The sequence below is a fragment of the Stenotrophomonas sp. JAG2 genome (assembly GCF_041080745.1).
GTDB classification, from domain to species: Bacteria; Pseudomonadota; Gammaproteobacteria; order Xanthomonadales; family Xanthomonadaceae; genus Stenotrophomonas; species Stenotrophomonas maltophilia_AA.
The window spans coordinates 46,488-60,046 of record NZ_JBEUMH010000008.1 but is presented as its reverse complement, the minus strand read 5'-3'; the positions used below and the strand labels follow the sequence as shown (position 1 = coordinate 60,046).

Below are 13,559 nucleotides of genomic sequence, written 5' to 3'. Positions count from 1 at the left end.
TGTCCTGGCCAGTCCCGAAAGGGGCCGCCATGGACAGCTTTTGGTTACCGCCGTACGACATGAGGCTAACGTAGTGTTTACATCCGGGTTTGAAAACGCTTACATTCCGCGCCAAGCCCAGATCTCTAAGCCGTGGAGGGCGGCGAAGTGAACAAGGCAGCGATCACTATCAAAGATGTCGCCCGTGAGGCCCGTGTCTCTGTTGCCACGGTCTCGCGCGCACTCAATGGCCATGAAAATGTTGCCGAGCCCGTGCGCAAGCTGGTGCTGGAGGTAGCGGCGCGACTGCGCTACACCCCGCACGCAGCGGCCCGGAGCCTGAGCAGCCGACGGACCAACACCATTGGCGTGGTGTTGCCCGATCTCTATGGCGAATTCTTCTCCGAACTGATGCGCGGCATCGACGGGGTGGCCCGCGAGCGTCGCCAGCATCTGCTCGTCTCCAGTTACCACGGTGACCAGGAGCAGCAGGGCGCGGCCCTGCGTGCCATGCGCGGTCGTGTCGATGGGTTGCTGGTGCTCTCGCCGTATGCCGAGAGCCCGGGCTTCCTCACCGACAACCTGCCGCAGTCGCTGCCCACGGTGCTGATCAACACCTATCTGCCCGAGCAGGATCATCCGGTGCTGAGCATCGATGATCATGCCGGTGCGATGACGATGACCCGCCACCTGCTGGATGTCGGGCATCGGCGCATCGCCTTCATTTCCGGTCCGGACCTCAACTACGACGCCCGTGAGCGCCTGCGCGGTTTCCGCGATGCGCTGGCGGCCTTCGGCGATGCTGCCCAAGGTATCGAGTTGCCCGGTGACTTTGACGAAGCTTCCGGCCATCGCGCCGGACAGGAGTTGCTGGCAGCCGGCACGCTGCCCGATGCGGTGTTCGCCGCCAACGACATGATGGCGCTGGGGTGTCTGTATGCGTTCGCGCAGGCAGGTGTCCGTGTGCCGACCGATGTCGCCTTGGCGGGTTTCGATGACATTCCGCTGGCACGTTTCGTTCACCCGTCGTTGACGACGATGCAGGTGAGTATCGCCGACCTCGGCGATAAGGCCGCGACGCGCCTGTTGCAGTTGATGGATGGCAACAACACAGAAGGGGCCGGCGACAAGCAGACGCTCGTGCCGACCCTGATCGTGCGTGATTCAAGCAAGCCCAGAAGCGAGCTGTAGGTCACGACCGTTGGTCGTGACGCATTCAAACCACGCTGTAAAAAAACAATGACAGGGGCCGCAAAGACGGCCACCACCACCCGGAGAGTTACATGACGTATTCCAATCACCGCAACCGCGCGCCCGCACGCAGTCTGTTGTCCAGCGCGCTGGTCACCTGCCTGATGCTGGGCGCCGCCCCGACCGTGATGGCGCAGTCGGCCACCTCGTCGCTGCGCGGCCAGGTCGCCGAGGCTGCCGCCGGCACCGAAGTCACCGCCACCAACGTGGCCAGCGGCAGCGTGCGCCGCGCCACCACCCGTGCCGATGGCAGCTACTCGCTGATGGGTCTGGACCCGGGCACCTACAACGTCGTGGCCAATGGCCAGACGCAAAAGGTGACGGTCACCGTGGCCTCGACCGCGACCCTGAACTTCAGCGGCGCGCCGGCCAACGGCAGCACCGCCAACGCCACCAACCTGGACACGGTCAACGTCATCGCGCCGACCCTGCTGCAGGAAGTGCGCACCTCCGAAGTGGGCAAGACCGTCAGCCTGCAGCAGATCCAGACCACCCCGCAGGTGTCGCGCAACTTCCTGGAATTCGCCGACGCGGTTCCGGGCCTGATCTTCACCCGTGATGCCAAGGGCAACACCTCCCTGCGTGGCGGTGCCACCAACTCCGACGGCACCAACGTCTACATCGACGGCGTGGGCCAGAAGAGCTATGTCAAGGGCGGCGGCGTCGCCGGCCAGTCCGGCAGCGCCGGCAACCCGTTCCCGCAGCTGGCGATCGGTGAATACAAGGTCATCAGCGGCAACTACAAGGCCGAGTACGGCCAGGTGTCGAGCGCGGCCGTGACCGCGGCCACCAAGTCCGGTACCAACGAGTTCAAGGGTGAAACCTTCTACCGTTACACCAACGAAGACATGCGTGCCAAGACCCCGGCCGAGCGCCAGGGCGGCAAGGACAAGATGGTCTCGGCCGAGAAGGAATACGGCTTCGCACTGGGTGGTCCGATCATCCAGGACAAGGCGCACTTCTTTGTGACCTATGAAGCCAAGCGCTTCGACCTGCCGGTCACCATCGCGCCGGACGGCGCGGTGACCAGTGCCGCCGGCCTGCTGCCGGCCGACGGCGCCGCAGGCCTCGGCCCGGCCAGCCAGCCGTTCCAGCAGGATCTGATCTTCGGCAAGATCGACTTCGAGCCGACCGACAACGATCGCATCGAGCTGACCTTCCAGGACCGCGATGAAACCCAGTCGCAGTTCAGTGGCCAGACCGCGCCGGAAGCCGGCCGTGAAGTGGTCAACACCGACCGTCGTTACGCCCTGCGCTGGAACCACAGCGGCGAGCGTTACTACAACGAACTGATGGTCACCCACGAAGATTCGTTCAACAACCCGACCCCGCTGACCCTGGCCAACGGCATCACCTACACCGCACCGGACGGCACCGAAGACCGCACCGTGGTGAAGATCGGTGGCGCATCGGCGCTGGATTCGCAGGTGAAGGGCCAGAAGGGCTGGTCGATCGAAGACAACCTGACCCTGGACGGCATCGAGTGGCAGGGCGACCACACCATCAAGATGGGTGCCAAGTACAAGCAGATTGATCTGTACGCATCCGATGCCGCGCAGATCAACCCGACCTTCACCTACAGCCTGGGTGATCCGGACTTCCCGTCTTCCATTCCGTACAAGGCGCAGTTCGTCAAGCCGGTGACCGGCGTGTCGGGCGTGTCGGGCGAAGTGCGCTCGAAGTCCAAGCAGATCGGCCTGTTCATCCAGGACGATTGGCAGGTCAACGACCATCTGCAGCTGAACCTCGGCCTGCGTTGGGATTACGAGAAGACTCCGTCCTACCTGGACTTCGTGACCCCGCAGCAGGTGGTCGACGCGATCTACTCGCAGGATCCGCGTGCGGCCGCTGGCCAGACCTACGCCGATTCGCTGGCGCTGGGTGGCCTGAACATCGGCGATTACATCAGCAACGGCCACAACCGCAAGGCGTTCAAGGATGCCTGGCAGCCGCGCCTGGGCTTCTCGTATGACATCAACGCCGACGAGCAGCACGTGTTCCACGGTGGCGCCGGTCGTTCGTATGACCGCGATCTGTTCGACAACCTGCAGCTGGAAACCACCAAGCTGGCCCTGCCGCAGCCGACCATCTACTTCCGCAACCCGGGCACCGGCACCTGCATCGACGGCCAGGCCGCCTGCTATGACTGGAACCCGAACCTGCTCAACGGCATCGGCAACCTGCAGGCCCTGGTCGGTTCGACCAGCAATGCCGGCCTGGAAGTCGACCTGCTGAACAACAACCTCAAGGTGCCGTACTCGGATCAGTTCAGCTTCGGTATGAGCAACCAGGTCGGTGACTGGCTGACCGATGCGACCATTTCCCGCACCCTGAGCTACGACGGCTTCGCCTTCACCCTGGGCAACCGTTACCCGACCGGCCAGTTCTTCGATGACCCGCGCCTGTGCGGCGGCACCGAGCCGGGCCTGGGCCAGGCCTGGAGCTGCAACGTGCCGGGCTTCGGCAGCCTGATCATCGGCCAGCAGGGCATCAAGACCCGTGCGACCCAGGTCCTGCTGTCGGCGCAGAAGCCGTTCACCCAGGAAAGCGGCTGGGGCACCTCGGTGGCCTACACCTGGACCACCGCGCGCCACAACCGTGACATCAACGAGAAGTACGCGTTCGACCGCGGCCTGATCGAAGACTATCCGACCATCCGCTCCAACGGCGCGCCGCGCCACCGCCTGGTGGTCACCGGTTCGTACGCGGGCTTCTGGGGCATCACCTTCGGTGGCAAGCTCACCCTGGCCACCCCGACCGCCGTCAACGACTGGTACCCGGTGCCGCAGGCCAGTGGCTACAACCTGCCGACCCCGCAGGCCGCGGTGCCCAACGCCAATGGCAAGTTCCTGCTGGGTGGCAAGATCTTCGGCTACCGTTCGGTCGATCTGCAGGCGACGAAGACGTTCAAGATGCCGGGCGAGACCGAGCTGTACGCGCGCATCGACATCATCAACGTGTTCAACTTCGACAACTTCTCGACCTACAACTACGTGAAGACCAACGGCAAGCTGCAGGCCAGCTACAACGAGACCGGCGACATCATCGGTACGCCGCGTCAGGTCAAGGCCGAAGTCGGCTTCCGCTTCTGATGCAGCAACGGCCCCGTCCTCGGACGGGGCCGGTTTCATGGCAATGGCTGGCCCTCGGGCCAGTCCATTGTCCAGGCCGGTGCCACGGAGGGTGGCAGCGGCCTGGGCAATGACCCGCCGCTTTCGACCACGCATGCGTGGTTTTTTAAAGCGGCGTTCTGTAAACGATTTCAGGTCATTGGACGTTATGCTTCCCAGTCACGAACACCGCACAAGGAGTTGGCCCATGCAGGCACGCCACCTGTTGACCGCTGCGACGATCAGTCTCGCCGCCGCTGCCTGTCAGCCGCAGGCCCAGCAGGAGCCGGCCAAGCCGAAGCCGCCCGTGATCCTGGTCGAGGCGGATGTGCCGCCGCGGCCGATGAAGCCGGAGCTGCCGCCGCTGTTCGACGATATCGAACGCCGCACCTTCCAGTTCTTCTGGGATACCACCAACGAGGTCAACGGGCTCAGCCCGGACCGTTACCCGTCGCGTCCGTTCGCCAGCATCGCCTCGGTGGGCTACGCGCTGACCGCCTATCCGATCGGCATCGAGAACGGCTGGGTCAGCCGCAACCAGGCGATCGACCGCACCCTGCTGACGCTGAAGTTCTTCCGCGACCTGCCGATGGGCCCGCAGCGCACCGGCAAGGGCGGCTACAAAGGCTTCTACTACCACTTCCTGGACATGCAGGAAGGCCGCCGCTACGACAGCTGGGTGGAACTCTCCAGCGTGGATACCGCGCTGCTGATGATGGGCGTGCTGTTCGCGCAGTCCTATTACGACGGTGACGACGCGCGCGAAAAAGAGATCCGCGAGATCGCCGACACGCTGTACAAGCGCGTGGACTGGCCGTGGCTGCAGCAGCGTGCGCCGCTGATCTCGATGGGCTGGTTCCCCGAGAGCGGCTTCATCGATCACGACTGGATGGGCTACAACGAGGCGATGATGGTCTACATCCTCGCGCTCGGCTCGCCGACCCATCCGGTCAGCCCGGACGCCTGGACGGTCTGGACACGTACCTACGACAACGACTGGGGCGTCTACCAGGGCCAGGAATACCTGTCCTTCGGTCCGCTGTTCGGCCACCAGTACACGCATGTGTGGGTCGACTTCCGCGACATCCAGGATGCCTACATGCGCGAGCGGGGCAGCACCTACTTCCTCAACAGCCGCTCGGCCGCCCTGGCGCAGCGCGAATACGCGATCGCCAACCCGATGAACTGGAAGGATTACGGCCAGAACGTGTGGGGGCTGACCGCCAGCGATGGCCCGCAGAACACCACCCAGGAATACCGCGGCGAGCAGCGCCAGTTCCGCCATTACTCTTCGCGCGGCGCCGGCCTGCGCGAGAACTTCGATGACGGCACCATCGCGCCGACCGCCGCGATCTCCTCGATCGTGTTCGCCCCGGAAGAGGTGATCCCGGCCGCGGTGGAGATGCACAAGCGCTACGGCGACTACATCTATTCCAGTTACGGCTTCCTGGATTCGTTCAATCCCAGCTTCAACTACGACATCCCGATCAAGACCGGTCGCCTGGTCCCGGATCGCGGCTGGGTGGCCAGTGATTACATCGGCATCGACCAGGGCCCGATCCTGACCATGATCGCCAACTACCGGAATGATTTCGTCTGGGATGTGATGAAGAAGAATCCGCACATCCGCAAGGGCCTGGAACGCGCCGGCTTCACCGGTGGCTGGCTGACGCCGGAAGGCGAGGATCAGCCGATGGAACTGCAGAAAGATGAAAAGGCGGCTTCGGCGCGCTCGGTGGGCATCGCCGAATCGCGCGCGGCAGCAGCCCAGGAACAGAAGAACAATTCCAATTCGAACCGCAACCAGCAGCAGGGGAAGTAAGCAGTGCCATCGTCGTCGCGCCCGAAGCTGGGGTTGAGTCTGTTGCTGCTGATCGTCGGCAGCCTGTTGTTGAGTGCCTGCCGGAAAGAACCGGAAGGGGTCACCGTGCGTTTCTGGGCGATGGGCCGCGAGGCTGAAGTCGTCACCGGTCTGGTTCGCGAGTTCGAGGCTGAAAACCCCGGCATCCATGTCGATGTGCAGAACATCCCGTGGACGGCCGCGCATGAAAAGCTGCTGACCGCGTTCGCCGCCGAAGGGCTGCCGGACGTGTGCCAGCTGGGCAATACCTGGATTCCCGAGTTCGCCGAACTCAACACCCTGACGCCGCTGCAGCCCTACGTGGCGCAGTCGAAGGTGGTGGACCCGGCCGACTACTTCCAGGGCATCTGGGATACCAACGTGATCCATGGCGAGCTGGTCGGCGTGCCGTGGTACGTGGATACGCGCCTGCTGTACTACCGCAAGGACCTGCTGGCCAAGGCCGGCTATGACCACCCGCCGCGCAGCTGGGACGAGTGGAACGACATGATGGCGGCGATCAAGAAGATGCAGGGTCCGAGCCGCTACGCGGTGCTGATGCCGATCAACGAGTTCGAACAGCAGCTGTCCTTCGCCCTGCAGCAGCCCGATCCGCTGCTGCGCGATGAGGACACCCGCGGCAACTTCAGCAGCCCGGGCTTCCGCAGGACGCTGGGCTTCTACGAGAACATGTTCGCGCAGGGCTGGGCCCCGCGCATGTCCGAGACGCAGATCTCCAACGTCTGGGACGAGTTCTTCCGGGGCTTCAACGTGTTCTACGTGTCCGGCCCCTGGAACATCCGCGAGTTCAAGAAGCTGCAGCCCAAGGAGCTGGAAGGGCAGTGGGGCACGGCCGCGCTGCCGGGTCCGGATGGCCCGGGTGCGGGCATCGCCGGCGGGACCAGCCTGGTGATCTTCCGCAATTCGAAGCAGAAGGAAGCCTCGTGGAAGCTGATCGAGTTCCTGTCGCGCCCGGCGATCCAGGAGCGCTTCCATTCGATCATCGGCGATCTGCCGCCGCGGCGCAGCACCTGGGAGTATCCCTCGCTGGCCAACGATCCACTGGCGCAGCCGTTCCGCGACCAGCTCGAGCGGGTCAAGCCGACCCCGAAGGTGCTGGAGTGGGAGCGGATCGCCCAGGAAATGCGGATCACCACCGAACAGGTGGTGCGTGGTGGCCTGGACCAGGATCAAGCAGTGAAAGAGCTGGACGCACGCGTGGACAAGGTCCTCGCCAAACGCCGCTGGATGCATGAGCAGCACCGCCAGGAATCGTCCGGGGTGAGCGACAAGCAGCACTCCAGTGCAGTGGCCACGGAGGTGGCACCATGAAGCAGCGTTCGCTTGCCGGCTGGATGTTCGCCGGTCCGGCCATCCTGGTCATCGCGGTGTTCTTCGGCCTGCCGGTGTTCTCGGCGCTGGCCCTGAGCATCACCGATTTCGACCTGTATGCATTGGCCGATGGGGACAACCTGCGCTTCGTCGGCCTGGGCAATTACATCGATCTGCTGCAGACCCCGATGTTCTGGAAGTCGCTGTGGAACACGACGTATTTCGTGATCGTCGGCGTGCCGCTGTCGATCGCGGTGTCGCTGGGCGCGGCGATCCTGCTCAACGCTCCGGCCGCACGCTTCAAGGCGCTGTTCCGGACCGCGCTGTTCGCCCCGGTGGTGACCACCCTGGTGGCGGTGGCGGTGATCTGGCGCTACCTGTTCCATACCAGCTACGGCCTGGTGAACTACGGCCTGGGCCATCTGGGCATCAGCCCGATCGATTGGCTCGGCGACCCGAACTGGGCGATGCCGACCATCATGCTGTTCGCGGTGTGGAAGAACTTCGGCTACAACATGGTGATCTTCCTGGCCGGCCTGCAGGCGATCCCGCATGACCTGTACGAGGCCGCCCGCATTGATGGCGCCTCGCGCTGGAAGCAGTTCCTGCACATCACCCTGCCGATGCTCGGCCCGGTGCTGCTGGTGGTCGGCGTGATCACCGTGTCCGGCTACTTCCAGCTGTTCGCCGAGCCTTACGTGATGACGCGTGGCGACCCACTGCAGAGCACCGTCAGCGTGCTGTACTTCATGTTTGAAGAAGGCTTCAAGTGGTGGAACCTGGGCCGCGCCTCCGCGGTGGCGTTCCTGCTGTTCCTGATCATCCTGGGCGTCACCAGCATCATGCTGCGTTTCGGCCGCAAGAGGCAGTTGGTATGAGTCGTGAAATCGGTCAATCGCGCTGGCATGCCTGGTGGGTCAATGGCGGCCTGCTGGTGCTCGCGGTCCTGAGCCTGGCGCCGTTGCTGTGGATGCTGTCGGTGTCGTTCATGCCGACCGGCGAGGCGGCGCATTTCCCGCCGCCGCTGCTGCCGTCCTCGCTGACGACCGCGAACTACCATGAGTTGTTCGCGCGTACCGGCATGGCCAACAACTTCGTCAACAGCCTGATGGTCTCGCTGGCGATCACCTTCGGCTCGCTGCTGCTCAACACCATGGCCGGCTATGCCTTCGCCAAGCTGCGCTTCGCCGGCCGCGAGCGCATCTTCCAGCTGCTGCTGGCCGCGCTGGTGATCCCGGCGCAGGTGGCGATGCTGCCGCTGTTCCTGCTGATGAAGCAGCTGGGCCTGGTCAACAACTTCGGTGGCGTGATCGTGCCGGCGCTGGCGACGGTGTTCGGCATCTTCCTGGTCCGCCAGTACGCGCGTTCGATCCCGGACGAGCTGCTCGAAGCGGCCCGCATCGACGGGGCAGGGGAGCTGCGGATCTTCTTCCAGATCGTGCTGCCGATGCTCAAGCCGGTGCTGGTGACGCTGTCGATCTTCACCTTCATGGCCGCCTGGAACGATTTCATGTGGCCGTTGATCGTGCTGACCGACCAGGAGCACTACACTCTCCCGGTGGCCCTGGCCACGCTGTCGCGCGAGCACATCATGGACGTTGAAATGATGATGGCCGGCGCGGTGGTCACGGTGGTTCCGGTGCTGCTGCTGTTCCTGGCATTGCAGCGTTATTACATCCAAGGTCTGCTGCTGGGGAGTGTCAAAGGGTGAAGCATGCCGTCGTCGCGGTGGGTCTGGGTCTGGTCTGGTCACTGGCGGCCTCGGCCGCACCGCCGGCGACGCCGGTGTTGCCGGCACCCAAGGTGCTGGACAGCTTCGACGACATGAGTCCGTGGAAGCTGGTCGTCTCCGACCAGGTCAGCGGTTCGCTGCGCAGCGTCGCCGGGAGTGGCGGCGGCCGCGCGCTCTGCCTGGACTACGACTTCCACAACGTCTCCGGCTACGTCGGCATCCGACGCGAGCTGGGCATCCAGTACCCGGAGAACTACCAGTTCGGCTTCCAGCTGCGCGGTGATTCCCCCGCCAACGACCTGCAGTTCAAGCTGATCGACGCCAGTGGCGACAACGTGTGGTGGGTCAACCGGCCCGGCTACGCGTTCCCCAAGGCGTGGGCGCCGGTGCAGTACCGCAAGCGCCAGATCGACAAGGCCTGGGGCCCGGAGAAGGACAAGACGCTCAAGCGCAGCGCTGCGATGGAGTTCACGATCTACAGCAAGGTGGGCGGCAAGGGCACGGTCTGTTTCGACCGGCTCACGCTGCAGGGCCTGCCGCCGGCCGATACCTCCTCGCTGAGCCCGTCGGTGATCGCCGATACCGCCACCGCGCTGCAGAACCGCATCGTCGATGGCAAGCCGGACACGGTGTGGATCAGCGGCGGCGTGGCCGAGCAGACGATCAGCCTGGACCTGCACAAGGTGCGCGAGTTCGGTGGGGCGGTGATCGAATGGCTGCCCGGGCTGGAGGCCACGCGCTACGTGGTGCGTTCCTCGGCCGACGGTCGCGCCTGGAACACGGTGCGCGAGGTGACCGCCGGCGGCGGTGGCCGTGACTGGCTGGCCCTGCCCGATACCGAAGCGCGCTACCTGCGCTTCGACCTGAAAGGCGGCCCGAGCTGGCGCTACGGCATCCGCGACATCACGCTGAAACCGCTCGAGTTCGCCGCGACCCCGAATGATTTCGTCCGCTCGGTCGGCGCGGAGCTGCCGCGCGGCTCGGTGCCGCGCGGTTTCACCGGTGAACAGCCGTACTGGACGCTGCTCGGCCTGGATGGCGGCCGCGAGCAGGCCTTGATCGGTGAAGACGGCGCGCTGGAAGTGGCCAAATCCAGCTTCAGCGTCGAGCCGTTCGTGCTGGTCGACAACAAGCTGCTGAGCTGGGCCGACGTCACCACCAGCCAGTCGCTGCAGGACGACTACCTGCCGATCGCCAACGTCGGCTGGACCCACGACAAGGCCGGCCTGCAGGTAACCGGCTTCGTGCAGGGCACGCCGGACAACGCGCAGCTGGTCGGGCGCTACACCCTGCGCAACCCGGACAAGGTCGCCCACGAGTACACGCTGGCCCTGGCCGTGCGCCCCTGGCAGGTGAATCCGCCGACCCAGTTCCTCAACACCGTCGGCGGCGTCAGCCGGATCGACAATCTGTCGTTCGACCCGACCCACGTGGATGTCAACGGCAAGCCGCGTCTGTACCCGGCGCAGTCACCCGATGCCGCCTTCGCCACCGCCTTCGACAGCAAGCTCGACGTGGTCCACCTGGCCAGCGGCAAGCTGCCGGGCACCACCGAGGTCAAGGACGGCACGGGCCTGGCCTCGGGCGCACTGCTCTACCGCTGGAAGCTGGAGCCGGGCCAGAGCCGCGAGGTGGCCATCGTGCTGCCGCAGACCGGCAACTGGACCATGCCCTCGGCCTTCGACGCGGCCAAGGCGCAGCAGCAGGTCGCCTCGATGTGGCGGACCAAGCTGGACCAGGTGACGCTGCAGGTTCCCGCCGCCGGCAAGCCGCTGGCCGACACGCTGCGCACTTCGCTGGCGCACATGCTGATCTCGCGCATCGGGCCCAGCCTGCAGCCGGGCACGCGCTCGTATTCGCGCAGCTGGATCCGCGATGGCGCGATGATTTCCGAAGGCCTGCTGCGCATGGGCCGCAGCGATGCGGTGCGCCAGTACGTGAACTGGTATGCGCCGTATCAGTTCGACAACGGCAAGGTGCCGTGCTGCGTGGATTCGCGCGGCAGCGACCCGGTGCCGGAGAACGACAGCCACGGCGAGTTGATCTTCAACATCGCCGAGTACTGGCGCTACACCGGCGACACCACCTTCCTGGAGGTGATGTGGCCGCATGTGCAGGGCGCCTACCAGTACATGGAGCAGCTGCGCCTGAGCGAGCGCACCGAGGAGAACCGCGCCCGCAACCCGGCCTTCTACGGGATGATGCCGGTCTCGATCAGCCACGAGGGCTATTCGGCCAAGCCGATGCATTCGTACTGGGACAACTTCTGGGCGCTGCGGGGCTACAAGGATGCGGCGATCATCGCCAGCACGCTGGGCAAGGCGGAGGCGATGCAGATCAGCGAATCGCGCGACCAGTTCCGTGACGACCTGCAGGCCTCGCTGCTGGCCGCGACCGCACAGCACAGGATCGACTATCTGCCGGGCTCGGCCGAGCTCGGCGATTTCGATGCAACCTCGACCACCATCGCGCTGGCGCCGGCCGGTGAGCAGGGTCGCCTGCCCCAGCCTTACTTGAACAACACCTTCGAGCGGTACTGGAAAGAGTTCGAAGCGCGTCGGGATGGCAAGCGCGAGTGGAAGGACTACACCCCCTACGAGTGGCGCAACGTGGCCGCCTTCGTACGCCTGGGCTGGCGTGACCGCGCCTGGCAGGCGACCGAGTTCTTCTTCAAGGACCGCGCGCCGCAGCCCTGGAACCAGTGGGCCGAAGTGGTCTCGCGCACGCCGCGCAAACCGTTCTTCCTGGGCGACCTGCCGCATGCGTGGGTGGCCTCGGACTTCGTGCGCTCGGCCTTGGACATGTTCGCGTACAACCGCGACATCGACGACAGCCTGGTGCTGGCCGCCGGCGTGCCGTCGCGCTGGCTGGAAGGCAAGGGGGTCGGTGTACAAGGCCTGCGCACGCCGAACGGGCAGCTGAACTACGCGCTGGTCCGCAACGACAAGCAGCTCACCCTGACCGTGTCGGCCGGGCTGATTCCGCCGGCCGGCGGCGTGGTGCTGCCGTGGCCGTACAGCGGCGAGCCGGGCGCCACCACCATCAATGGGGAGCCGGCGGAATGGGTGGGCGGCGAGCTGCGCGTGATGCAGGTGCCGGCCAAGGTCGAGATCGAGATTCCGGCGTCGGTACGCCGGGCAGAGCGCAAGGCACCGTAATGCGGCAGATGACGAAGATGATGGGCGGCCTGATGGCCGCCGCGCTGGCGTTGGCGTTGGCGCCACTGCCTGCGTGGGCGCAGGGCACCGGGGCAGGGCAGGAGATGACCATGGTCACCTTCAACCTGCACCACGACCGCGAAGACTGGCCGGCCCGCCGCCAGGTGATCCTGCGCGAACTGCAGGCACTCAAGCCTGACGCGATCGCGCTGCAGGAAGTGATCCAGAAGCCCCACGTGCGCAACCAGGCCGCGTGGCTGGCGCGCAAGCTCGGCTACGACTACCAGTTCGTCTCCACCGATCCGCCGGGGCGTTTCAAGCGCTACGGCAATGCTTTGCTGACCCGTCGCCCGGTGTTGTCGCGCAACGACCACCTGCTGGCACCGATCAACGACTACCGCACCGTGGCGCATCTGCGCATCGATGTGGACGGCCGCCCGGTGAATGTCTACGCCACGCACTTGAACGAGCGATCGGATGCGGCAGGCAGCCGTATCCGCGGCGAGCAGGTCGCGGATCTGCTGGCGTTCATCGCGAAGACCGCGGGCGACGCACCGGTGGTGGTGGCCGGTGACTTCAATGCGCTGGTGGATGCCGGTGACCTGAGCGAGCTGCGCAATCATTACGGCGACAGCTACGGCAGCGTGCACGTCAACAACGAACTGGCCCAGGTCAGTACGCTCAACCGGCACTACTACGAAGCACCCTCGCGCATCGACCACATTTTCTTCCAGCAGGACCGGTTGCTCGCCCGCGAGGCGAAGATCCTGTTCGACCAGCCGTATGCCGATGGTCGCTGGGCCTCGGATCATTACGGTGTGTGGACCCGCCTGCAGTTTGCGCCGGGCACCGGAAACGCCGGGGCGACGACGCCCTGAGGCACGCGCTGCGTCGTCGGTGACGGCGTAGCGCGCGAATGGCCGCATCCACGCATGGCGTGGATCTACCCTTGATGTATCCCGTGCAGGATCCATGCATGGCGTGGGTCCATCCTTGATGCGTCCGATGGCATGGGTAGATCCACGCCATGCGTGGATGCTCTCAGCGCCGCCATCATGACCGCCGTCTGACGCACGCCGCTTGCTGCGCCATTCAATACCCCAAACGCAGACAGCGGCCCGAAGGCCGCTGTCTGTTTGTTGCGTCACTCACCCAGG

General features: G+C 65.2%; 7 protein-coding genes and 1 pseudogene. All 8 read left to right on the top strand.

Annotated elements, in window-relative coordinates; genetic code table 11:
* Positions 1–132: 132 nt before the first annotated feature.
* The 8 genes and pseudogenes from AB9O74_RS12025 (at position 133) to AB9O74_RS11990 (ending at position 13,280) form a co-directional block, all read left to right on the top strand.
* Positions 133–1,170: a substrate-binding domain-containing protein gene (locus AB9O74_RS12025; protein WP_176989444.1), complete on the top strand. Its 1,038-nt coding sequence runs from the start codon at positions 133–135 to the stop codon at positions 1,168–1,170.
* A 92-nt stretch (positions 1,171–1,262) separates the two neighbouring features.
* Positions 1,263–4,322 carry a TonB-dependent receptor gene (locus AB9O74_RS12020; RefSeq protein ID WP_369349451.1) on the top strand — a complete coding sequence of 1,020 codons (3,060 nt, stop codon included), beginning with the start codon at positions 1,263–1,265 and terminating at the stop codon, positions 4,320–4,322.
* A 226-nt stretch (positions 4,323–4,548) separates the two neighbouring features.
* Positions 4,549–6,162 carry a glucoamylase family protein gene (locus AB9O74_RS12015; RefSeq protein WP_176989446.1) on the top strand — a complete coding sequence of 538 codons (1,614 nt, stop codon included), beginning with the start codon at positions 4,549–4,551 and terminating at the stop codon, positions 6,160–6,162.
* A gap of 33 nt (positions 6,163–6,195) precedes the next feature.
* Positions 6,196–7,437 (top strand): annotated as a pseudogene (locus AB9O74_RS12010) (sugar ABC transporter substrate-binding protein); the annotation flags it as partial.
* A gap of 71 nt (positions 7,438–7,508) precedes the next feature.
* A complete protein-coding gene (locus AB9O74_RS12005; RefSeq protein ID WP_123730758.1) occupies positions 7,509–8,390 on the top strand; it encodes a carbohydrate ABC transporter permease in 882 nt (293 codons plus the stop codon).
* Positions 8,387–9,223 (top strand): carbohydrate ABC transporter permease, encoded by an 837-nt coding sequence (locus AB9O74_RS12000; RefSeq protein ID WP_176989448.1) that lies wholly within the window; start codon positions 8,387–8,389, stop codon positions 9,221–9,223. The genes AB9O74_RS12005 and AB9O74_RS12000 overlap by 4 nt, the downstream gene beginning before the upstream one ends.
* Positions 9,220–12,402, top strand: coding sequence for a discoidin domain-containing protein (locus tag AB9O74_RS11995; RefSeq protein ID WP_369349450.1), 3,183 nt, complete (start codon positions 9,220–9,222; stop codon positions 12,400–12,402). Before AB9O74_RS12000 ends, AB9O74_RS11995 begins: the two co-directional genes overlap by 4 nt.
* Complete coding sequence (locus tag AB9O74_RS11990) at positions 12,402–13,280, top strand: endonuclease/exonuclease/phosphatase family protein (protein ID WP_369349449.1); 879 nt, start codon at positions 12,402–12,404, stop codon at positions 13,278–13,280. Before AB9O74_RS11995 ends, AB9O74_RS11990 begins: the two co-directional genes overlap by 1 nt.
* The last annotated feature ends 279 nt before the right edge of the window (positions 13,281–13,559 follow it).

Bases quoted from the DNA above. Each gene is read 5' to 3' on its own strand.
- AB9O74_RS11990 (WP_369349449.1), top strand. From the start codon at position 12,402: ATGCGGCAGATGACGAAGATGATGGGCGGCCTGATGGCCGCCGCGCTG.
- AB9O74_RS12015 (WP_176989446.1), top strand. From the start codon at position 4,549: ATGCAGGCACGCCACCTGTTGACCGCTGCGACGATCAGTCTCGCCGCC.
- AB9O74_RS12020 (WP_369349451.1), top strand. From the start codon at position 1,263: ATGACGTATTCCAATCACCGCAACCGCGCGCCCGCACGCAGTCTGTTG.
- AB9O74_RS12005 (WP_123730758.1), top strand. From the start codon at position 7,509: ATGAAGCAGCGTTCGCTTGCCGGCTGGATGTTCGCCGGTCCGGCCATC.
- AB9O74_RS12000 (WP_176989448.1), top strand. From the start codon at position 8,387: ATGAGTCGTGAAATCGGTCAATCGCGCTGGCATGCCTGGTGGGTCAAT.